General features: G+C 43.1%; 24 protein-coding genes. 16 read left to right on the top strand and 8 right to left on the bottom strand.

Annotated features, from left to right (window positions below):
- Nucleotides 1-59 precede the first annotated feature (59 nt).
- Nucleotides 60-1,022, bottom strand: coding sequence for an NAD(P)-dependent alcohol dehydrogenase (locus tag AAIH57_RS23175; protein WP_430023155.1), 963 nt, complete (start codon nucleotides 1,020-1,022; stop codon nucleotides 60-62).
- Nucleotides 1,023-1,132: 110 nt separating this feature from the next.
- Here AAIH57_RS23175 and AAIH57_RS23170 point away from each other — a divergent pair, with 110 nt between their 5' ends.
- The 7 genes from AAIH57_RS23170 (at nucleotide 1,133) to AAIH57_RS23140 (ending at nucleotide 6,868) form a co-directional block, all read left to right on the top strand.
- Nucleotides 1,133-1,705, top strand: coding sequence for a Crp/Fnr family transcriptional regulator (locus AAIH57_RS23170; protein WP_430023154.1), 573 nt, complete (start codon nucleotides 1,133-1,135; stop codon nucleotides 1,703-1,705).
- Nucleotides 1,706-1,974: 269 nt separating this feature from the next.
- Entirely contained in the window at nucleotides 1,975-2,673 is a 699-nt protein-coding gene (locus tag AAIH57_RS23165; protein WP_430023153.1) for a response regulator transcription factor, read from the top strand.
- A gap of 3 nt (nucleotides 2,674-2,676) precedes the next feature.
- Nucleotides 2,677-3,615: a sensor histidine kinase gene (locus AAIH57_RS23160; RefSeq protein ID WP_175394995.1), complete on the top strand. Its 939-nt coding sequence runs from the start codon at nucleotides 2,677-2,679 to the stop codon at nucleotides 3,613-3,615.
- Between the two features lie 179 nt (nucleotides 3,616-3,794).
- Nucleotides 3,795-4,709 carry an ABC transporter ATP-binding protein gene (locus AAIH57_RS23155; protein ID WP_175394994.1) on the top strand — a complete coding sequence of 305 codons (915 nt, stop codon included), beginning with the start codon at nucleotides 3,795-3,797 and terminating at the stop codon, nucleotides 4,707-4,709.
- A 7-nt stretch (nucleotides 4,710-4,716) separates the two neighbouring features.
- Nucleotides 4,717-5,415, top strand: a complete 699-nt coding sequence (locus tag AAIH57_RS23150) for an ABC transporter permease (RefSeq protein WP_430023152.1) — start codon at nucleotides 4,717-4,719, stop codon at nucleotides 5,413-5,415.
- A 393-nt stretch (nucleotides 5,416-5,808) separates the two neighbouring features.
- The gene (locus AAIH57_RS23145) at nucleotides 5,809-6,375 is read left to right on the top strand and encodes a sigma-70 family RNA polymerase sigma factor (protein ID WP_430023151.1); all 567 of its coding nucleotides are present in this window, start codon (nucleotides 5,809-5,811) and stop codon (nucleotides 6,373-6,375) included.
- Complete coding sequence (locus AAIH57_RS23140; RefSeq protein WP_175394991.1) at nucleotides 6,365-6,868, top strand: DUF3600 domain-containing protein; 504 nt, start codon at nucleotides 6,365-6,367, stop codon at nucleotides 6,866-6,868. Before AAIH57_RS23145 ends, AAIH57_RS23140 begins: the two co-directional genes overlap by 11 nt.
- 202 nt (nucleotides 6,869-7,070) lie before the next feature.
- Here AAIH57_RS23140 and AAIH57_RS23135 read toward each other — a convergent pair whose 3' ends face one another.
- Entirely contained in the window at nucleotides 7,071-7,484 is a 414-nt protein-coding gene (locus tag AAIH57_RS23135) for an Lrp/AsnC family transcriptional regulator (protein WP_430023150.1), read from the bottom strand.
- 139 nt (nucleotides 7,485-7,623) lie between these two features.
- On the opposite strand from AAIH57_RS23135, the gene AAIH57_RS23130 reads away from it, so the two are divergent.
- From AAIH57_RS23130 to AAIH57_RS23110, 5 genes are all read left to right on the top strand, one after another.
- Nucleotides 7,624-8,388 (top strand): MBL fold metallo-hydrolase, encoded by a 765-nt coding sequence (locus AAIH57_RS23130; RefSeq protein WP_430023149.1) that lies wholly within the window; start codon nucleotides 7,624-7,626, stop codon nucleotides 8,386-8,388.
- A 61-nt stretch (nucleotides 8,389-8,449) separates the two neighbouring features.
- Complete coding sequence (locus AAIH57_RS23125) at nucleotides 8,450-9,637, top strand: MFS transporter (protein WP_430023148.1); 1,188 nt, start codon at nucleotides 8,450-8,452, stop codon at nucleotides 9,635-9,637.
- A gap of 25 nt (nucleotides 9,638-9,662) precedes the next feature.
- Nucleotides 9,663-10,175 carry a GNAT family N-acetyltransferase gene (locus tag AAIH57_RS23120; RefSeq protein ID WP_430023147.1) on the top strand — a complete coding sequence of 171 codons (513 nt, stop codon included), beginning with the start codon at nucleotides 9,663-9,665 and terminating at the stop codon, nucleotides 10,173-10,175.
- 395 nt (nucleotides 10,176-10,570) lie between these two features.
- Nucleotides 10,571-10,966, top strand: coding sequence for a VOC family protein (locus tag AAIH57_RS23115; RefSeq protein ID WP_430023146.1), 396 nt, complete (start codon nucleotides 10,571-10,573; stop codon nucleotides 10,964-10,966).
- 29 nt (nucleotides 10,967-10,995) lie between these two features.
- Nucleotides 10,996-11,520 carry a DinB family protein gene (locus AAIH57_RS23110; protein ID WP_430023145.1) on the top strand — a complete coding sequence of 175 codons (525 nt, stop codon included), beginning with the start codon at nucleotides 10,996-10,998 and terminating at the stop codon, nucleotides 11,518-11,520.
- A 171-nt stretch (nucleotides 11,521-11,691) separates the two neighbouring features.
- Here the strand turns inward: AAIH57_RS23110 and AAIH57_RS23105 are convergent, their stop codons facing one another.
- The 3 genes from AAIH57_RS23105 to AAIH57_RS23095 form a co-directional block, all read right to left on the bottom strand.
- Nucleotides 11,692-11,973: a GNAT family N-acetyltransferase gene (locus AAIH57_RS23105; protein ID WP_175394990.1), complete on the bottom strand. Its 282-nt coding sequence runs from the start codon at nucleotides 11,971-11,973 to the stop codon at nucleotides 11,692-11,694.
- Nucleotides 11,974-11,975: 2 nt separating this feature from the next.
- Complete coding sequence (locus tag AAIH57_RS23100) at nucleotides 11,976-12,218, bottom strand: (4Fe-4S)-binding protein (RefSeq protein ID WP_413036724.1); 243 nt, start codon at nucleotides 12,216-12,218, stop codon at nucleotides 11,976-11,978.
- A gap of 412 nt (nucleotides 12,219-12,630) precedes the next feature.
- Nucleotides 12,631-13,263, bottom strand: a complete 633-nt coding sequence (locus tag AAIH57_RS23095) for an FMN-dependent NADH-azoreductase (protein WP_430023144.1) — start codon at nucleotides 13,261-13,263, stop codon at nucleotides 12,631-12,633.
- A 133-nt stretch (nucleotides 13,264-13,396) separates the two neighbouring features.
- Here AAIH57_RS23095 and AAIH57_RS23090 point away from each other — a divergent pair, with 133 nt between their 5' ends.
- Nucleotides 13,397-13,756: a winged helix-turn-helix transcriptional regulator gene (locus tag AAIH57_RS23090; protein ID WP_175394988.1), complete on the top strand. Its 360-nt coding sequence runs from the start codon at nucleotides 13,397-13,399 to the stop codon at nucleotides 13,754-13,756.
- A 187-nt stretch (nucleotides 13,757-13,943) separates the two neighbouring features.
- Here the strand turns inward: AAIH57_RS23090 and AAIH57_RS23085 are convergent, their stop codons facing one another.
- Together AAIH57_RS23085 and AAIH57_RS23080 are read right to left on the bottom strand one after the other, a co-directional pair.
- Complete coding sequence (locus tag AAIH57_RS23085; RefSeq protein ID WP_430023143.1) at nucleotides 13,944-15,893, bottom strand: ATP-binding protein; 1,950 nt, start codon at nucleotides 15,891-15,893, stop codon at nucleotides 13,944-13,946.
- 1 nt (nucleotide 15,894) lies between these two features.
- Entirely contained in the window at nucleotides 15,895-16,608 is a 714-nt protein-coding gene (locus AAIH57_RS23080) for a response regulator transcription factor (protein ID WP_430023142.1), read from the bottom strand.
- A 205-nt stretch (nucleotides 16,609-16,813) separates the two neighbouring features.
- Between AAIH57_RS23080 and AAIH57_RS23075 the strand changes: the two genes are divergently transcribed.
- Nucleotides 16,814-18,172, top strand: coding sequence for an ABC transporter substrate-binding protein (locus AAIH57_RS23075; RefSeq protein ID WP_175394985.1), 1,359 nt, complete (start codon nucleotides 16,814-16,816; stop codon nucleotides 18,170-18,172).
- A 221-nt stretch (nucleotides 18,173-18,393) separates the two neighbouring features.
- Here AAIH57_RS23075 and AAIH57_RS23070 read toward each other — a convergent pair whose 3' ends face one another.
- Nucleotides 18,394-19,455: a substrate-binding domain-containing protein gene (locus AAIH57_RS23070; protein WP_430023141.1), complete on the bottom strand. Its 1,062-nt coding sequence runs from the start codon at nucleotides 19,453-19,455 to the stop codon at nucleotides 18,394-18,396.
- A gap of 232 nt (nucleotides 19,456-19,687) precedes the next feature.
- Here AAIH57_RS23070 and modA point away from each other — a divergent pair, with 232 nt between their 5' ends.
- Together modA and modB are read left to right on the top strand one after the other, a co-directional pair.
- A complete protein-coding gene (gene modA / locus AAIH57_RS23065; RefSeq protein WP_430023140.1) occupies nucleotides 19,688-20,560 on the top strand; it encodes a molybdate ABC transporter substrate-binding protein in 873 nt (290 codons plus the stop codon).
- Nucleotides 20,557-21,240, top strand: a complete 684-nt coding sequence (gene modB / locus AAIH57_RS23060; protein WP_430023139.1) for a molybdate ABC transporter permease subunit — start codon at nucleotides 20,557-20,559, stop codon at nucleotides 21,238-21,240. The genes modA and modB overlap by 4 nt, the downstream gene beginning before the upstream one ends.
- Nucleotides 21,241-21,273 lie beyond the last annotated feature (33 nt).

Genomic DNA, 21,273 nt, shown 5'->3' with positions numbered 1-21,273 from the left:
AACGGACAGAATAGTTTGAGATCATTTGTGGTTACCGTATCAAGGGGTACCAATTTGATTTATATCTGAATGATCACGTTTCCTTTTTTACGTTCGGTCTCTACATATTTGTGGGCATCTGGCAGACACTCCAAAGGAAATCGACGATCGATTACGGCATTCAGTGTGCCATTGTTAGTGAGTTCCATGAGATACTTCAAATTCGCTTTGTTTTGCATAAGCCCTGCAGTGGCAAAGATAACCCTTTTTCCTTTAAACAAAGATGTCCACATCATCTGCATCAGGGTCGATAATTTCATCGCAGTAGTCAGATACATTCCCATGGCCGTAAGCACGCGCCTACATTCCATGAAAGATCGTTTGCCTACAGCATCAAAAACAATATCATAAGTTTTATCTGACTTCGTAAAATCTTCCACCATATAATCAATAACGAAGTCTGCCCCTGCTTTTTTAACCAGACTTTCGTTCTTGCCAGAGCAGACACCGGTTACCTCAGCACCAAAGAATTTCGCCAATTGCACAGCATAAATACCGACAGCGCCTGAGGCACCATTAATCAGCACTCTCTGTCGTTCCCGCAATTTTGCCTTATCTCTCAGAAATGTTAATGCGGTGGCGCCTCCGTCACAGACGCCGACGGCGTCTTCGAAGGTAATATTGGCGGGTATGACGGCAAGAGGACTGTCTTCGGAGAGACACTTATATTCGGCGAAAGTACCGAAATTTTTGACGCTCATTCCCAAGACACGATCTCCTGGCTTAAATTGCTGTACTTCCTTGCCGACTGCTTCGATCACCCCAGCGAATTCAGTTCCTCCTATTGCATTTTTTGGCTTGGTCAACCCATATAACAGTTTAATCATAAACGGATTACCTTTGCGGAATGCGCAGGCCGACGGCCCTACTGTGGTAGCTTGAATACGTACGAGTAGTTCCTTGCTTGCAGGCGACGGTTTCGCGATTTCTTGCAATACAATCACTTCCGGTGGACCATACGAAATTTGAACCATGGCTCTCATGGTAACCCTCCTCAAGATAATTTTACGGTAACAGACATTTACATAAGGCTCTTGGCGTAAGAAAATGGATAGGGAAAGTAAAGGCGAGAAGGTGGTGAAGATGAGAGACAATGAAAGACATCCTGTACAAATACCTGTCAAGATGGACTTCTCTTGATCAGAAAGATCAGCAAGCCATAGTGAACGAAATCCGTACGGAGGAGTATCCAAAAGGAACCGCTCTCTTTAATCAAGGAGATAGCCCTACAGCATGTTATTTCATCTTGAAAGGCTGTGTAAGGCAGTATTCAATTGATGAGGATGGCAGAGAGGTCACGTCTAATTTTTATACCGAAGAGCAAGCCATCGCGATTTTCAATCATCATAAGCCAGATAAGTCTTCCAATTACACTTTCGTATGCGTAGAAGATTCAGTTATGGTGGTTGGCGATCTGGATAAGGAAATGGACATGTACACGAAACATCCTCAATTGGAATCCATGACTCGCAGAATGATGGAGGAGAATTTTGGACAGGTCCAGAATGAATTTGCTGCTTTTATTGCTTCTTCGCCGGAAGAACGCGTCAAGACACTCTTAAATAAACGCCCCTCACTAATCGATCGGGTACCCCAGCATCAACTGGCTAGTTATCTGGGTATTACTCCAGAGTCGCTAAGTCGAATTAAGAAGAGGATCCTGTAAGAACTTAACTGGTTCGAACACCATTATTGTATCCAGAGGGATGTTTCCTTGCATTGACTTAAGTCAACAGACGAGACTTTATACAGGAAGGGACCTCCCTCGCAGGCTCCTTTAAACTTGCCGTTTAAGACAGCGGACCCACAGATCCCCATATTGATCACTAGAATAAGCCAATTTGTGCCAAAATTGAAAAGCAAGCTATTGGTTTTGGGACCGCAATTGAACCGTGAAGTGAAATGGATCAGAGCATGCTCAGGAGGTCTTAGGATATGGAAAAACGCATTCTGCTCGTTGAAGACGACAACGACATCAATCTGTTAATTGAAAGCCAGCTAAAACAGGATCATTATAGCATTGCATCGGCACGAGACGGCGAGGAAGCACTCGCGCTTTTTCAAAAAGAGAAATTCGATCTGATCCTGCTCGATTTGATGCTCCCCAAGGTAAACGGCATGGAGCTGCTCAAACAGATCCGAGAGACCAGCAAAGTTCCTGTCTTGATTATTTCTGCGAAAGGCAGCGACCTAGACAAGGCCATGGGCCTTGGGTTTGGCGCGGATGATTATATAAGCAAGCCGTTCTCCATGATCGAATTGACAGCCAGGGTTCAGGCGGCCATTCGTAGGGCAACGTTATACGCGGAAACGGAAAGCAAACCTGCCGAGCAACCCGTTATTACGTTTAAGGATCTCATTCTGGACTTGCATTCGTTCTCCGTAAAAGTAAAAGGAAAAAGCATGCCGCTCACTGCCAAGGAATTCCATATCTTAAAACTGTTCCTAACCCATCAGAGCAGGGTGTTCACCAAGGAGCAAATCTATCAACTTATTTGGGAAGAAGATTATTACGGGAATGAGAACGTAATAAATGTACATATCCGCAGACTCCGGGAGAAAATCGAAGAGGACCCGTCAACTCCGCAATACATTCGGACAATTTGGGGAATCGGATATAGAATGGGGGATTAGCACATGGTCCTTCTTTTATCCGTCATTATTGCCGTATTGGTTGCAATTATTGGAGTGCTATTCTATAGAGAAAAGAAACGAAATCTAAGTCTCCTGGAGATTACGAATAAAATATCCGATATTTTGAATCAGGATACGGCCGAGAAAGTGTTAGTGCCCACAGGCGACCATGCCGTTAGGCAGCTGCTTACACAAATTAACCGTCTGCTGGATAACAAACAGAAGGTATTTGCGGACTATGCAAGAACGAAGGACAGCCAAAAGAAAATGATCTCGAACATGTCTCATGATTTGAAGACGCCGCTAACGGTCATTCTCGGCTACACGGAAAAACTGAATGATAAAAATGCGTTAACCGCGCAAGAAGAAGAGAAAGTCATTCAACGGTTGAATACAAAAGTAAACAGTCTGATCACCTTGCTTAACCAATTTTTCGATCTTGTCAAAATCGAATCGGAGGATTATGATATCCCGCTTAGCAAAATATCATTGAGCGAGGTTTGCCGGAACAGCGTTCTTGAGTTTTACGACCTGCTGGTTTCCAGAAATCTTCGGGTTGAAATAGACATTCCGGAGCTGCCCTTTTATTTTCATGGTAACAAGGATGCGCTGCATCGAATATTGAGCAATCTAATATCAAATTCCATTCGGTATGGAAGCGACGGCGGTGTGTTCGGGTTGACGGTTCGGGAAGAAGGGGAGTATGTAGCCGTAGACGTGTGGGACCGGGGCAAAGGGATTGCAGAAATTCATCAGGAACGCGTATTCGAACGACTCTATACCCTGGATGATGCACGGAACCCGCAATTCCAGGGAAGTGGGCTGGGACTCAGTATTTCCAAGCGCCTAACGGAAGAAATGAACGGATGGATCAGTCTAAGCAGCTCGGAGCCGTACCAAAAGACCATTTTTACTTGCAAATTCAAGCAATTAACCTACTAGCGATTCATCCAAGAGATGTTGTTCTTTTGTTCAACGTCTCTTTTTATTTCAGCCGCAGCCCTTTTCAATTCATTCTTAAGAAACATGTAAGGAACGGGAAAGGAATAAGTCCATTCTCTGATCTAAGATAGAGATCAATAACAAATGAAATCAAATTGTGAACACAGGTGGTGGTCCTCATGAATTTCATTATTCAAACTACGGATCTGAGCAAAACCGTAAAAGGGAAATCCATTGTATCGCGTGTCAATCTAAATGTGAGAAAGGGTGAGATTTATGGTCTGTTGGGTCCTAACGGCGCAGGTAAAACAACCATCATGAAAATGCTGACAGGACTCGTTCTACCGACATCCGGTGCGATTATGCTGTTTGGCAAGAAATTTTCAGAAGCCTCGAAAGAGGGCCTCAAGAGGGTCGGGAGCATTATTGAATACCCAATATTTTTCGAGCACATGACGGCCATGGAGAATCTCCAAATTCATTGCGAATACTTGGGTTATTACGATAAGACAGCTATACGTCAAGCTCTGGATCTGGTCCAATTGGAAGGGATCGAAGATAAAAAAGTGAAGGATTTCTCGCTTGGCATGAAGCAGCGTCTTGGCATTGCCAGGGCCGCCATCACCAAGCCGGAATTGATCGTGTTGGATGAACCCACGAACGGACTGGACCCGATCGGCATTAAAAACATGAGAGATTTGATCCGAACGCTGAACCAGGAATATGGGATTACGTTTGTCCTGTCCAGCCATATCCTAGGGGAAATTGAGCTGGTGGCCGATAGAATTGGCGTCATTCAACACGGTCAATTGGTTGACGAAGTCACATTGTCCGATATTCGAAGCCAGCGTACCGGTTATATTGAACTTTTGACCTCGAATGTGCAGAAATCCGCCTTTTTACTTGAGCATGAGCTTCGAATATCCAATATCAAAATCGTCCAAAATCAGCGAATCCGCGTGTATGATACGGACGTATCGACCAGTCAAATTACAAAGCTGCTGATTGAGCATGAGATTGAAATCGAGGAGATCCAAAAAGTTAACAGTACACTGGAAGACTATTTCTATCATCAAATTCAGGGAAAGGAATGAATCCGATATGCTGAAATTAATCGAGCTGGAATGGAAGAAGCTGGAGCGTAAGAAAGTGATTGGTGAAGCGATTACGTACTGGCTTATACTCATGTTCTTGCCGATATTTTTTCTCAAGGTTGTTTTTGCCGATATGCCAAGCGTTCGTTTTGGAGAGAGTTATGCTGCGGCTCTGGACCTGATGATAGCCATGCAGATGGGGTTTATTTTGTTCGGAGCGTCCCTGATCAATCATGTATTCATTGAAGAATATAAGAATAAGACGATAGCTCTTTCATTCGGATACCCATTCAGCCGAAAAAGACTTGTTATGGCCAAGGTGGTATTTATTGTGTTGGCGGTTTTCATCGGTACGTTGGTGTCCTTTGGAGTTAGCGGTATTGCGACCTTTGCGCTCAACCAGGTTATGGAGGTTATTCCGGGAATGCCAACGGCAGCTGACCTGACGAACTATGCGATCCGAATGATTATACACTCCATTGCCGCCGCACTTGCCTCATTAATTCCGTTATTTTTGTTCGGAATTTGGAAGAGGGCGGTCATTCCGACAGTCATTTGTGCCGTCTTCCTGATGCAGTTTCCTAATTTTCTCGGGCTGCTGCGAATTACTTTGAGTCCGGACTTTCTATATGTCATTTTCAGTGTATTGGGTGTGGCAAGCGTTATTTTATCCGTAAAGTTCGTAAATAAACTAGGGGATTTGTAACGAAAGAATGTGGTGTGATGACGATTGAAGTAAACTGTTTTGCTGTCTAATGGAGAAACACTGAGTTATAGAGAAAAAACTGGTACGGAACCCTGCCATTGATTCACGGAGATATGCGGCGTTATGGAGCAGTGGGATCGATAAACGTTAGATCAATAAAGATAAAGAGGCAGTTGGTCACTAGAGATCGACTGTTTTTTTGTTAAAGAACATTTTCTACATATACATCCTTGTCGATGGTTTTCTCCATATACACATACATTTGCAGGGAATAATATTGACACAGAAAGGCTAATACAAAGGACTACTTAACAAAAAAAGTTATTACTTATACTGAACCTTTTTCCCCACGGGAGCGAATTAAGAATTGTAACACGTTCAGGAGGGGCCCCCATGAATGATAAAGAGTTAATCCTATGGCTTGAAAAAGCAGCGATTGGCGATGAGTCGGCATTTCAGCTTGTCTATCAGGCGACTCACCAAGACGTCTACCGGACGGTTGCTTTTCTTGTCAACAACAAACAGGACATTGAGGAAATCGTAAATGAAGTTTACATGCACATGTGGCGGTCGTATCACAAATACGATACGAACCGGCCGTTCCGGTTTTGGTTGCACGGGATCACTATCCGTCTTGTCCAGGATTGGAAAAGAAAGACCTGGCGGCGAATTCGTCTCTTTGAACGAAATCGCCAGATGACTTGTGAACAACCGTTCGACTGGACAGACAAAGCTGTTCTGCAGTCCGAAATGCAGCATGAGCTCTTCAGCCTTGTCCGCCAGTTATCGTACAAACTTCGTGTAGTTGTCATACTCCACTATTTTCACGACTATAACCTGGAAGAAATTGCGGACATGCTGCAGATCCCCGTTGGCACAGTTAAATCCAGGCATCATCTGGCGCGGAAAGAACTCCGCAAACGATTCGAAATGACGGGAGGAGACGCTTATGTCCATTGACAAGGAGTTACGTGAAGAGCTTCTTCAGGTGGCCGATTCGATGCACTGTCCACCCGAGTTGTATGGACGTGTCAGGCAGTCCTACCAACACTATGTTAATGAGAAGAGAGGGAGATCTCCTATGAAAAAACGCATGCTCGCAGGTATTGCCGCAGTAGCCATTCTAATTCCGTCTGCCGCATTTGCTGCTTCCTATCTGGCCGATGATATTTTTGGTTCTTCTTCGATTATTGAACAGCACGGTGGTACACAAGAAGACTATCAAGAGATTGAAGGGATGCTTCAGGCAGCAAAAGGCAAGCTCACAGAGGACGAGTTCAAGGAATATATGGAACTGACAAAGCAGCTGATGCAATTAAAGCTGAAGATCACAGATGAAAATGGGGTCAGTCATGAGGAGAATTTGACCAGAGAAGAGCAGCGGCAGTTTGAGCAACTCGGCTTAAAGCTGACCCCGTACTTCGAGAAGATTAACGGTACTGCCAAGCCGTAAGAAGATGAAGCAGGGATCGGTCCGATGTGGATTGGGGCCCGATTTTTACACATTATGCGTATGGAAATAACGGGAAACGAGAGCGTGATAATACCAAGAAAGCAGCAGATCAACATGATCGGCTGCTTTTATTCAACTAACGGGAAGGTAAGTTTAAAAACCTTCTTATTCTCAGAAATACAATTTCTTTGTACGTTTTTGTTTACAAGGTTTTATCGATTACAATGGATAATTTGTAGTTAGCATAATCGTTTAACTCTAATAAAAATTGGTTTAACGCTTCATTGCTTGGAAACCTACATTCAAGAAGATAGCATCCATCACCGCTTATTTTGTAATTATTTTGGATGTGATCCTCTTTAGAATGAATGAACGAAAGAAAAGGTTGATGGTGTGTAGCTTTAATATAGATATTTAGAAATGCATACGTAAAACATCCTAATTTTGCGTGATTAACTTTAATGCTGTATCCCTCTATAACTCCAGTATCCTCAAGTTTTTCTACCCGGGCTGCTGCTGCAGGTCCAGTTAAGTGAACTCTTTCCCCTAATTCTTTCATCGTAATTCGGCTATTTTGACTCAGCTCTTCAATAATTCGTTTATCTGTTTGATCCAAATCAAGCGCATCTCCTTTAAAAATAAAGTAAAAAGACAAATACACTTTATTTAATCTGTGTATTTGAAGGTTGCAACTAGTATAAACTTATCATTGTCAACAAACAAAATAAAAAAAGCAGAAGGAGCATTATATAAATATGCACATTCAACAAGTTCGAAATGCAACAATCATTGTTCGCTATGCAGGTAAAAAGTTCCTAGTCGATCCGTTACTCGCGGATAAGGGTCTTTATGATCCATTCCCGGCGGGGATCAGAGAGGATTTGAGAAATCCTATAATTGATTTGCCAATGTCTGTTTACGACATCATTAAGGATGTTGATGCTGTTATACTGACTCATTTGCATCTAGATCACTACGATGATATTGCAAAAGCAGTGCTTCCAAAAGGCACTAAAGTTTTTGTACAAAACGAAGAAGATGCCAAACAAGTGGAAAGTGACGGTTTTCAACAAGTAGAAGTACTTACTGAAGATACGCTTTTTGAAGGTATTCAGTTAATTAAAACAAAAGGTGAGCATGGTAGAGGGAAAGATTTAATAAAAATGATGGGGCAGGTATCTGGTGTTGTCTTCAAACATGCCAACGAGAAGACGTTATACCTAGCCGGAGATACTGTATGGTATGAAGGTGTCGAAAAAGAAATCATTTCCCACACGCCTGAGATTATCGTGTTGAACGCTGGAGATAATAGTTGGCATGATTTGGGCTCACTTGTAATGGGCAAAGAAGATGTTTACGAGGTGCATAAGGCGGCCCCTAACGCCAAAATTGTCTCAGTCCATATGGAAGCAGTTAACCACTGGACATTATCTAGAAAAGAACTAAAAAGCTTTGGAGAAGAAAAGGGATTCACCTCTAGTTTATTAGTTCCCGAAGACGGCGAATCGTACACTTTTTAGTTTGCACTAGCTCACTTGCATATCAAGTATTTACCAAAATCTACAGACAGGAGAATATGCTGTGAACCAAACGAATCCTAAACTGTGGACTAAAAACTTTATTATTCTTTCGTCTGTCAATTTCATTATGACATTAATTTTCTTTTTATTAAACGCGACAATCACTCTTTATGCAATTAATGAATTTGATGCGTCAACCGGCCAAGCTGGGATTATCGCAGGTATTTTTATTATCGGTTCATTATTAGGGCGTTTGTTTACAGGGCGTCTTATACATTCCAAAAAAATCTTGATGACCAGCTTGTTTTTATTAATTTTAACAACGTTACTTTATTTCGTTCATCTTGATGTTAACTTTCTCATATTAAATCGGCTTTTAAACGGGATCACAGTGGGTATTATATCTACAATTGTGAGTACGGTTGTTGTATTTAGTCTTCCTGCATCACGAAAAGGTGAAGGGATAAGTTATTTTGCCATTAGCACTGCCTTGGCCACAGGAATTGGTCCATTTATTGGGTTAGTTTTGAGTCAAAACTCAAACTTTGATATGATTTTTTCTTTAAGTCTATTGCTTGGAATTTTTAGCTTAGTAATCGCATTTTTTTTGAAGTTTCCCGCAACGTACAAGACTGAGAAGAACAATAAAAAGGGAATAAAAATCTCTGACTATGTTGAGCCAAAAGTAATACCGATAGCAATTATTATTTTTTTCATGACTTTTTGCTTTTCTGGCATCGTTTCATATTTAAATATTTATGCTTTGGAGTTAGGGTTAATAGACACAGCAAGTTTCTTCTTTATGATATATACTGTTTTTGTCTTAATATCGCGACCTTTTACAGGGCGAATAATGGACAAAAAAGGAGCTAACATTATCATATATCCGGCTCTTATTAGTTATGGAGTAGGAATGCTTCTTTTAAGCTCTGTTAACAGCAGCTTTACATTGTTATTAGTAGGAGCATTAGTTGCTCTGGGATTTGGTAATATTTCTTCCATTACTCAAGCCATAGCCATCAATTTAGCTGAACCTCACCGAGTTGGCGTAGCAACTGCGACGTTCTTTATATTCTATGATTTAGGTAACGGATTTGGCCCATCTATTATCGGTTTGTTCATTCCAGCTACAGGATATAGTGGTTTGTATGTAATACTTGGATTAATTGTATTAGCAACACTTTTTCTATATTACATGTTGTATGGAAAGAAAGAAGGTAAACTTCAAAATCAAGTGGCAAACTATTGAGCACAAAATAGAGTGAGGAGAATTTATGACTGTAGTATTAAAAAGAGTTAATAACGAGAACATGGATGAGATAAAAAAAATCTATGATGATTCGTTTCCAGTAGAAGAGATGGTCCCATATAATAAATTGGTAGAGATAAACAATGATACCGACCATTTGTTTTATGGAATATATGATGATGACGCGCTGGTAGGAATGAATTATCTAATTGTAAAAAACGATATGCTTTACATTTTGTATTTGGCAATTAGTAAAGCATATCAAAATAAAGGGTACGGGAAAGCAGTTGTTCATGAGATAAAAAATAAATACTCAAACTATCGGATCTGCCTGAATATTGAAGAAGTTAACCCTAAATTTCTTAATAATAATCAAAGAATTAAAAGGAAAAGTTTTTATCAACTCTTAGGTTTTGAGTCTCAGGATTACTTGTTTTTAAATTATGAAGCCGTAGCTTTCGAAACGATGTCAATAAATGGGGATGTATCCTATAAAGAAATTCATGCGTTATTCGATTATTTTAAAAAGCTAAAATAGACTGAAGAATAACACGGACGGGTAGCATGAAAAAATACTCAAATGAACGGTATCTAACTGTAAATATGTTGATGGTGTGTGCATATTGGGGAAAGATAGTATGCACACTTTACTATATTTTCTTGATATCATGATGAGGAAAAAAGTCAGATCATTAAACAAACGGGAAACGTTAATTCAATAATACAAAGAAAGCAGTTGATCAAAGTGATCAGCTGCTTTTGTTCAAAAACGGGCAGGTTAGTTGAATAAGAACGTCGAAAACACATATGGCATACAGAAAATTCCAACCAAGCGAAATAGAGTTACTGGATGTAGAAAGAAGGAACGAACAAGCAAGCTACCTACCGTAATGATTCGAGAGTCTACTAATAAATGATAGGAGTGGATGTAGAATGGGGATAACTGGCTGGGTGAATAAAATTACCGAAATCACATTATTTGTGGAAGATCTGCAGCGGTCGAAGAAATTTTACCAAGAGTCGTTTCAGCTATTAATCCAATACGAAGACGAAAACTGTGCAGTATTTGATTACGGAAATACATGCATAAATCTTTTAAATCAATCAAATGCCCGAGAATTGATTGATCCGGCTAAGTTTGGTGGTGTCGAGAATGGTGCAAGGTTCCTGTTTACAATCCAAGTGCCCGACGTTGACCGGGTATGCAACGAGTTGGAAATGCGGGGCGTTACATTGTTAAATGGGCCAATAACGCGTCCTTGGGGGCGGCGGACTGCTTGTTTTGCCGATCCTGACGGGCATATTTGGGAGATTGCGCAGGTGCTTTAACGACTATGATGTGATGGGGGGGAAACCGTATGTTAAAAAGTGATTCTCTGGCTGTTATCGAGCAATATAAGCGAAGACTGGCTGGATATACAATAGACCAGTTGCGGTATAAATCCCAGGAAGACGTTTGGTCGATTGGACAAATGTATATTCACGTGATCGATGTGGCGGAAGAGTACATCGACCATATTCAAACTTGTGCGATGGCGACACAAGAAAAACTTGGAGGTAAGACTGAAGTCGGAACGAAGGCGTTTATCGAAAAAGTGTGGCCCGATGTCCGTGTGAAACTTGAGGAACCAGTCAACAGGACCTGTAACCCCAATAGTAAGGAAGAGATCATAGCCGGTTTGGAGCAGGTGTTAAAAAAAATAAGATACTGGGAGGAACACGTTGGCGGAACGAATCAGGCTTGCAAGGTGTGTCATGGCTGGTTTGGCTGGCTTAACGCGCGTGAATGGTTTGAGATGATTGGCATGCACAGCAGGCACCATTTACGTCAAAAGGCAAGATTGGAAGAGAAGCTTGTGGAGGCAGGCTTATGTAATAGTTAACTAAATTAACGGGAAACATTAGTTCAATGAAACTAGCGGCCGTCTATTACTCTATTTATCTCCTGACAGTACGGAGATTATTCACAGATAAGAGAAGAGCCTGAGGAGGAAGAAGAAATCTCGTGCTTTCAGGCTCTCTCTTTATTATTGTCCTAATTATATTATTAGTGATTACTTGTGGAGAACATCAGCGTATTCGGAGATACGCTCGAATCGTCCCTTGGCAAACGGGCATAAGGGTAAAATCTTAATATTGTTTTGCCGCGTGTATTCCACCATAGCTTGGATAAGTTTATCGCCAAGCCCTTGTCCTCGGTAAGCATTTTCGACAAAGGTGTGATCAATTATGTAAAGCTCCGGGCTTGAGATTACATAGGTCATCACCGCAGCAATGCCGCTGTTATCTCGAATGAGAAATCTTTTATTGTCGGTATCATGTTCTGCAATATGCATGTTTATCCCTCTTTCTCTGTTAAGTATTCACCGTCCAGACGTCTATACGTCAGTGCTCCGCTTGGACATGTGTCAATATGCCGGGCAATTGCTTCCGTAGTGTCAGCATCGGGATTAACCCAAGGACGCTTGCTTAAATCAAAAACATCAGGGAGACCTTTTACGCAAATACCGGAATGAATGCATACCTCCGAATTAAACATGACCTCGATATCTTTACCGTAGTATACTTTCTGCTTACTCATCACTTCTTCACATCTTTCACGTTTGAGTTTGTTTAAATACCAAGATCCATTTTGGGTGACAATCAGTACATTATCCGCTTTTGCTTTTCTTTAAAGTCGACAACCGACTGGGATCGTCTTGGCTCTTGATGTCCGAATTATAAAGAGGAATCGTTGGTAAGTCAACGTGATGAACTAATTCCGAACGATAATGAAGTAAAGGGTGATTAATGGAATAAGTGGTAGTTCACATTACAGCTAGAAATGTAATCCTATTAGCTTAATATAAGACAAGAAAGCAGCTGATCAAAGTGATCGGCTGCTTTTGGTTCAATTAACGAGCAGAATCCTTCCAGATATGCCAATCATCATCCGACTGCACCCGAAAGTGTTTTGACAATGGATCTGAATTCATTGAAGACGAGATGAACGATCAGAAACGTTTGGCAACTTCCTTTGCTTTTGCAATGGCTTTTTCCTTAATAATTGGTGCTTGCTCTAATGATGCCGTTCCCTCCACAAAAATTGCCTCAATAGATTGAATTCCATAGAAATGTAGTATCTTTTTTAGATAGCTGTATCCCATTTCAATCGGAGCAAGCGGACCTTCCGAATATATGGATCCGGAAGCTTGAATGTGTAATACTTTTTTGCCGGACAACAGACCTACAGGGCCATTCTTCGTATATTTGAAAGTCTTACCTGGAATTGAAGTCGAATCCGTGTATGCTTTCAGAACCGGTGGGATCGAGAAATTCCACATAGGTGAGACGTACACATACTTATCGGCAGCCACGAATTGGTCAATAATCGCTTCATGACGAGCTACTTTTGATTTCTCAGCATCCGTCAATTGATCAAAAGAAGAACCTGATCGAATCTTTTCCCAACCGCGTAAGACATCAGCATCGATATCCGGAATGTTCTCTTGGTATAGATCTAAATAAACAACTTCATCTGATGGGTTTGCCTCACGGTATGCTTCAATAAATTCGTTCCCAACTGCGAGGCTATAAGATGACTGAGCATCAAGAGGATGTGCGGTGATGTATAATACGGTTGACATGGTTTAAAACTTCCTTTCTGTAATTGAATTAAATACACTTTCTGGATTAATCATATCGCATATATACTTTTTGTGAAGTACGCACACTCATGTGGTATAGTATTAAAAAAGGTACTGTAACGGAGGAGAACACATGCAAAAGAACCCTGCCCAATGTCAATTCGTTGTGGCGCTGGATTCAATTGTCGGTAAATGGAAGCCGATGATTCTTTACCATCTATTTCAAGGTGAACCTTTGAGGTTCAATGAATTAAAAAGATTGCTGCCCGATATCACGCAAAGGATGCTTACGCTCCATCTGCGCGAGTTGGAGGGGGAAGGGATCGTCAAGCGGGTCGTTTATCCTCAAGTCCCTCCGAAAGTGGAGTACTCCATCACGGAATACGGTATGAGTCTTTCTCCGATTTTGGAAACCTTACATCAATGGGGGAAGGCCCATATCGAGAGAAAGCAGCTCAAAAATGCGGAAAATGAAGATACGAAATCGGACTAGCGTTCATTTTGTCAATATTATTCAGTAGACGATAAAGTCGCTAATGCAGCGGCTTTTCGTATTCTTAGGTTAACCAGTGATAACTGGTTGGCCTTTTTTGTTACTCTAATCCTCGAAGTAATGCAAAAAGGATCAACCAAAAAGAAATGGTTGATCTCATCATACGATCGGGCAGTATAGCTTAATGTCATTCTTTAGAAACCGTATCATCCAGCAATGGCGCGCTTTGACCGTTGGCTTTTCGTTCATAATTTTTCTTCACAGGAATTTCGAAGCTCCAGTCTCCTTTGAGCAGATCCTGCTGAGCCGGGTCATTGGACAGGACTAACTGGTTTACGTTGATTTTCAACAGGAACTGGTCTGGAGGTGGCAAGGTCTCGATAAAATGAAAATTGAGGGTGCCGTTTTTGGCCAGCACTACACCTGGATCCGTGGCGATGCCAGGAACCGCCTTTATCGTTGAAGGGTCCAACATAAACGTTGGCTTGACCGATTGTTTCGCCCACTGCGACTCCGATATCTGGCTAGAATGTTTCATGGAGTATTGGATAATTAGGCTCTGGCCGTCGAAAATGTATCTATGAATGAGCAGTGTATAACCTTTGTCTGTTTTACCGGTGATTAAAGTCATCTCGTTATTCCCGCTTGTTGGCATCAGCGCTGAATCGTCATTTTCAGAGAAGATGGAAGGCAGCTTTACCACGAGATTGGAGGTAAATGAATTCTTAACGCTGAATAGTACTACCGCGCAGACGAGCAACAAGATCATGGGTACAGCAGCTATCCTGGAGTGAGACAGGCGCCGAAGCCAAGGAGACGTCCTTTGTTTCGGTGCAAGGCCTTGTTCCGGGAGCACGGTCGGTATCCGCTTGATTTCGTTATGGACTTCTTCCGTAACCGCCACTTGGATCTGATTGGGTCCAAATATCGATAACCGTGTCTCAAACCAGGTTGCCTTTTTGCTGCTGTGTGCAGTGATACCCCCTCCGTGTACCTCGATAATACTTTTCGTGATGGCTAGACCGAGACCGGTGCCCCCGGTCTGTTTCGACCTGGAGTTCTCTACCCGGTAAAAACGGTCGAAAATAAAAGGCAAATCCCGTTCCGGAATGGGGTCTCCATAATTTTGGATCCGCACAATCAGCATGTCTTCATCCTGCGCGACATCAATATCGATATATTTGCCTGTCCGTCCGTACTGGATGGCATTCGCGATAATATTTTCATACGCCCGTACCAGCAATCCTCCATCCGCTTGGGTCTTGAATTCTCCTTCTTGTATATTCAGTCTGATTTCCATACCTGCGTTCTCCGTGATCGGCACGAATTCCTCGGCAAGCTGACCGATTAACCCGGCGATATCGAGCTCGCTCAGTTCCAGAGGCATACCGTTGTTAATACGCGTATACTCAAACAGTTCGTCGATTAATCGCCGAAGCGACAAAGATTTCTCATATGCGATGTTGACGTAATAACGCATCTCCACTTCATCCTGATACCGATCCTTCTCGATGACTTCGAGAAAACCGAGAATCGAGGTTAAAGGAGTTCGAAGGTCATGAGATACTCCGGTAATCAGATCGTTTTTGGTCTTTTCCGCCTTGCGTTCCTCCGCGATCGAATGCTTCAACTGCATGCTCATCTGGTTGATGCTGAGCGCCACCTCTCCCAGTCGATGATCGGCAATTTCCGGGATTTGATGCTCGAACTGCCCGCTCGCAATCTCCTCCAGACCGCGTGTGATTTCCACAAGATAATGATCCCATTCGCTGCTCAATTGATTCATACTCTCCGCGATCACGCTTAACTCATCCTTGCCCCTAACCCTGACAACCTGCCCGAACCGTCCTGCCGATATTTCCTGCAATCCTGTGTTGATTTCACGTAAATCCCGAACCAAACGGAGGCTGGCAAGGAAGAAAGTGATGGGGAACAGAACGATACCGGTTATGATCATCACACGAACGGATCCCGCGTACTCAATGAACCAATTGATTGGGACAGCCACGTATTCAATTTTTTGCAGCGCTCCCGCCATGACATACCCCAAAAAAATAGCTGCTGCTGTTAAACCCAGGCTTGCAACAATGATCAGCATTAATCTCCAACGAATCGTATACAGCCACTGTGGTTGCATCCTACTCACTCCTTGCTTTTAAATCGCTTTCGATTTTGTATCCAATCCCCCATACGGTTTTAATGATCCGCGGTTCGCGCGGGTTAGATTCTATCTTTTCGCGGAGCTTCCGGATATGTACCATGACGCTATTTTTTGACTCCATAAAGGGCTCATTCCAGACCTCTTCGTAGATGCGATCCATACTCAGCACCGTCCCTCTATTAACTGCCAGCATGTGAAGAAGTGCGAACTGGCGGGGAGTCAATTTGATTTCCTGCTGATCGACCTTTACCGTATGGGACGCAATATTAATGATAACGTTTTCGATATGTATTTCGTTTGCGTTAGCCGCGACGGCGTTGAATTGGTTCATCCTTCGAAGCTGTGACTTAATGCGTGCGATCAGCTCGAGTGGGTTGAATGGCTTAGTTACGTAGTCGTCGGCGCCGATACTGAGGCCTGATATTTTATCGATATCTTGGCCTTTAGCCGAGAGCATGATGATGGGGATAGAATTCGTTTCTCGTATTTTCATACATGCTTGCAGCCCGTCCATCTTGGGCATCATTAGGTCAAGTACAATTAAATCGATTGGTTGGGACTGCAGAACCTTCAGCGCTTCCAGGCCATTAGACGCTTGCAGGAGCTTGTAGCCTTCGTTATTGAAATAAATACTCATTAATTGAATGATTTCCGCTTCATCATCCACCATCAAAATCGTGCTTTCTGCCATAGTTCCTCCCTTAATTCTTGTATCTTTCTTACATTGAAGAGCAGCACGATAATTATAAGCGATATTTCTTATGCATTGAATAACGTCAGCATTATTTAAGGAAATGATAAGAAGTCCGGTAGTTAGATGATAAGCTTTGACCTCTATACTTAGTTCAACACAAGCGAATAATCGTTTGAACAACAAATGGGTGGAGGTTTTATTTTTGAAACACAATGTATTACAGAAGGCCATGCTTGTTAGTCTTAGTGTTATGTTAATTGGTATTTCAGCAGTTCTTAGCCCAGGTAAACAGGTTTCCGCAAATGCGGACAGCGAGGCAGATGCGAAACGAACTTTAAAAGTATTGTACTGGAACGAAGACGATTTCAACATGACGTATGGAGATTTGTTTAGTAAGAAGTACCCGAATACAAATATCGAAGTCGTTGCACCTTCAGGTATGGAAGCGATTAAGGATTACAACGGGGCTATCCAAAAGTATTCACCAGATCTGGTTATGCTCCCCCCATACCATTACCAACAACTGTCTAAAGATAAAAAGTTGGTCGATCTAGAACCGTTAATTAAGCGAGATGCGTATGACACGACAACATTATATCCTGGCCTGCTTGATGAATTGAAGGAACAGGGCGGTGGCAAACTTTATGGCTTAAGCCCAAAAACGGATTCGTACGCCCTTCTGTATAATGCTGATTTATTTAAAAAGTACAATGTTAAAGTACCAAGTGATGGAATGACGTGGGAAGAGATATTAAATCTTGCTAAGAAATTCCCTACTAAAGGAGATAAGAACTCCCGAATTTGGGGCCTGAGCTCCTTTGGATCCAGCAATTTGGTCATGGATATCGCCAGAACAGAAGGGTTAACGTACATGGATCCAAATACGCTAAAGGCTACTGCGAATACAACTGCGTGGAAAAAAGCCTATCGTCTGGCGAGCGAGGCAACGAAGTCCGGGGTACTTGACGAATGGATCAGTCTGTCGGGCAAAAGTTACTTGGAAAGTAGCTCGTTCATTATGGGACGATCTGCTATGAAAGTAGCCTCGATTAGTCAGCTGCAGTCCTTACAAGCAGCAAAAAGTGGTGTGAAGAATTATAAACCTTTCACGCTTGGTATTGCTGCCGGCCCTGCGGCTAAGGATCGAGAGTCAACAGGGAACTTTTTCATTAATGAGATATTCGCAATTCCAGCAGACGCAGCTCATGTTGATGCCGCTTGGGATTTCATCAAATATTTTAATGGAGATGACTATGCTACCGAATACTATAAGCCCAATAACTCGAATAATAGTATCGGTGCTCCTCTATCTCGCATGGTTAAGGAGTACTCTGGTTACAAATTGGATGCGTTCTATAAATTAAAACCTAATCTGGATTCATCGATAACAAATTATGCTCTCATGAACAAGTCACCAAATTTTGAATTAAGATTTCGTTCGATTCTACTTAAAGAACTGACACAGGTAGTAAACGGGAAGAAAACATTAGACAAAGCAACTGCTGCTATTCAATCCAATACCCAAGCTGTTGCTGATAAATTGAAAAAGGCTCTGAATTAATTCCGAACATAATGAAATAAAATGAGTTTAATGGATTAAGTGGTAGGTAGCATAAAGGCCACTAATGTGATCCATTAAGCTAGCGGGAAACGATAGCTAAATCAAATTAAGAAAGCAGCTGATCACGTGATCAGCTGCTTTTGTTTACCTAACCAGTCGTGCATGTTGAGGTATTGGAAGCATAAGTGTGTTTTTTGGCAAACGTATTAGGTTGAGTCACATTATATTTCATACAAAATTTGGCCTGTACGGGATACATCATAACCTTCGAACGCTTGCAGCTCCTGCCTGAATTCCGGAGATTGGAGGATGCGCAGTACCGAGTCAGTCCACGCTTCATTACCCGGCTTTTTCAACATAACCAGATCATAGCGTTCCTGAGTCAGTGGAATGAAATCAACCTGGCCGACCAGACGAGCAGCCTTTTCAATGCCAATTCCCACATCAGCCTCACCGGAACTGACCTTGGCGGCCACACCCATATGACTGGTCTCCTCCATGTTATACCCGACAAGACGGGAAGAAGGGATGCCATGCAGGCGAAGCTGCTCATCAAGCAATACACGAGCTCCGGAACCTTTCTCGCGGTTAGCCAAGCGGAGATCAGGCTGATTCAGGTCTGCCCAGCCTTGTAAGCCACGTGGGTTGCCGCGCCCTACATACAGCCCGGCCGGCCTTGACAGCAGGTTCACGACGACATACGACCAGCCAATCAGAATTTTGCGGATGTAGGGCAGATTATATTCGCCCGTGTCACCATCGAGCAGATGAGTGCTGACCAGATCGGACTCACCGCGGTACATCGAGATCAGTCCGTCCAGGCTTCCCATGAAAGAACGCAGTGGACGAATGTCCCGTGTTTGCTTCTCCATATGGCGCATCAGAATATCCAGACTCACATCCTGACCGGTAATGACCACATGGCGAGCCGCATGGGCTATTGGAGAATCCCCGGGTACAACGTGGGAAGCTTCGGATGTCGGTCTGGATAAAGGAGCAGAATTGTCAGATAAATGTGCAGCTGCAGCATTACCGGATTCGCGGGTTTCGGCTACCGATACGGCTCCTGAGGGATGGCTTAAAGCGGGTCGTTGGCCCCCTGGGGATTGCAGCTGCTTGGAACGCCGTTTGTACGCTTCCAGATCGGTCGCATCAATTCTCATTTGTTTGCCGACACGGTAAGCGACGAGGTCTCCCTTTTTGATCAGATCATACACGGTCAGTTTGGAAATTTTGAGCAGCTTGGATATTTCTTCAGTGGTATAGGATTGCTCCTCTGTCATATGTGAAGATCCTCCTTCAGGATGGAAAAAGCATAAGCATATATGTTTTCGTTCATCAACATCATTCATCATTTGTTAAATAGGATGGTGTAGTCTCTTGTACTATACCATTAACTGCAGGACAGTATAAACTAGACCTTCCTATTTGATTGATCTTATGTATAATGAAATATAATTAATTATAACTAGTTATAACCAAACATAACGTGTTGAGGGATCTGGAGGAGAAGAAATGAGAAAAAGGATAGGATACATACTGGGAAGCATGTCCCTCGGACTGGCACTTGTATTAGCGGGGTGTGGTGCTGGCACGGATAGCGCGGATTCATCTACGGCAGTTAAGCCGGTGTCCTCGGCACCAGTGACATCAGGAGAGGGTTCTTCGGGAGAGAATACCGAGCCGCAGGAAACGGTAGAGTTAACAATCTCAGCGGCAGCCAGTCTGACCGACGCGATGAAAGAAATCGAGACCAACTATGAGCTGGCCCATCCTTATATTGAACTCAACTTTAATTTCGGGGCATCGGGAGCTTTGCAACAGCAGATTGAACAGGGGGCACCTGCCGATATTTTTGTATCAGCGGCAACGAAAAATATGAATGCTCTGGTGGACGAGAACCTGATTGCACCTGCTGACCAGAAGAATTTGCTGCAAAACTCACTTGTCGCGATTGTTCCGGCAGATCGTAAAAATGCAGTAACCAACGAGAAGGATTTGACGGCCGATTCGATCAAAACCGTAGCTATCGGGATTCCGGAAAGTGTTCCCGCAGGGACATACGCGAAGGAAGCACTGACGAATGCGAGCTTGTGGGATCAGCTCGAAAGCAAGCTGGTGCAGGGCAAGGATGTCAGACAGGTTCTGCAGTATGTAGAGACGGGTAATGCAGATGCCGGATTTGTGTACAAAACGGATGCAATGACTTCGGATCAGGTGAACATTGCGTTTGAAGTGGACAAGAACAGTTATACACCGGCTAATTATCCGGTAGGCATTATTGAAGGAACGAAACACCGGACAGAAGCAGAACAATTTTATACGTATTTGCAAACGACTGAAGTGCTGGATGTATTTGCGAAATACGGATTCTCTGTTCCGGAATGAATGTGAATGAGATCGACTGGACGGCATTCTGGTCACCTGTGCGCCTTTCCCTTCAGGTAGCTTTGTTGTCCAGCGTAGTTGCAGCCGTACTCGGCATCGCTGTGGCCTGGAAGATGTCACGCCGCTCATTTCGGGGCAAAGTTGTTCTGGAAACCGCGTTTATGCTGCCGCTCGTACTTCCGCCCACGGTAGTCGGGTTTCTGTTACTCGTTTTGCTGGGGCGCAAAAGTGTGCTGGGACAATGGATTGAAGCCATTTTCTCGGCGCCGGTCATCTTCTCCTGGTGGGCTGCAGTGATTGCTTCGGTGGTTGTTGCTTTCCCGTTGGTATATCAGACCATGAAATCCGGTTTCAGCGGTATTGATGGGGACCTGGAGGATGCGGGCCGATCGATGGGGGCGAATGAGTGGCAGGTGTTTCGCTACATTTCGCTGCCGCTTGCCGGACGTGCGTTAATGACTGCTTTCATATTGGGGTTCGCTCGTGCACTTGGGGAATTCGGAGCCACGCTAATGATCGCAGGAAATATTCCTGGTAAGACCCAAACCATACCTACGGCAATCTATGTTGCAGTGGATTCGGGCAATCAGACCATGGCGTGGGCATGGACGGTTTCGATTATTATCATCTCATTTATTATGCTGCTTCTAACGAGACAGCCACACCATGATAAGGCCTGAACGGATGCAAGGCTGATATTGAGAAATGGAATG

Origin of the sequence: Paenibacillus sp. MABNR03 (assembly GCF_050455445.1) — a bacterium.
Taxonomy (GTDB): domain Bacteria; phylum Bacillota; class Bacilli; order Paenibacillales; family Paenibacillaceae; genus Paenibacillus; species Paenibacillus xylanilyticus.
Note: the sequence above shows the minus strand (reverse complement) of the source record. Positions and strands in the feature narration are given on the sequence as shown.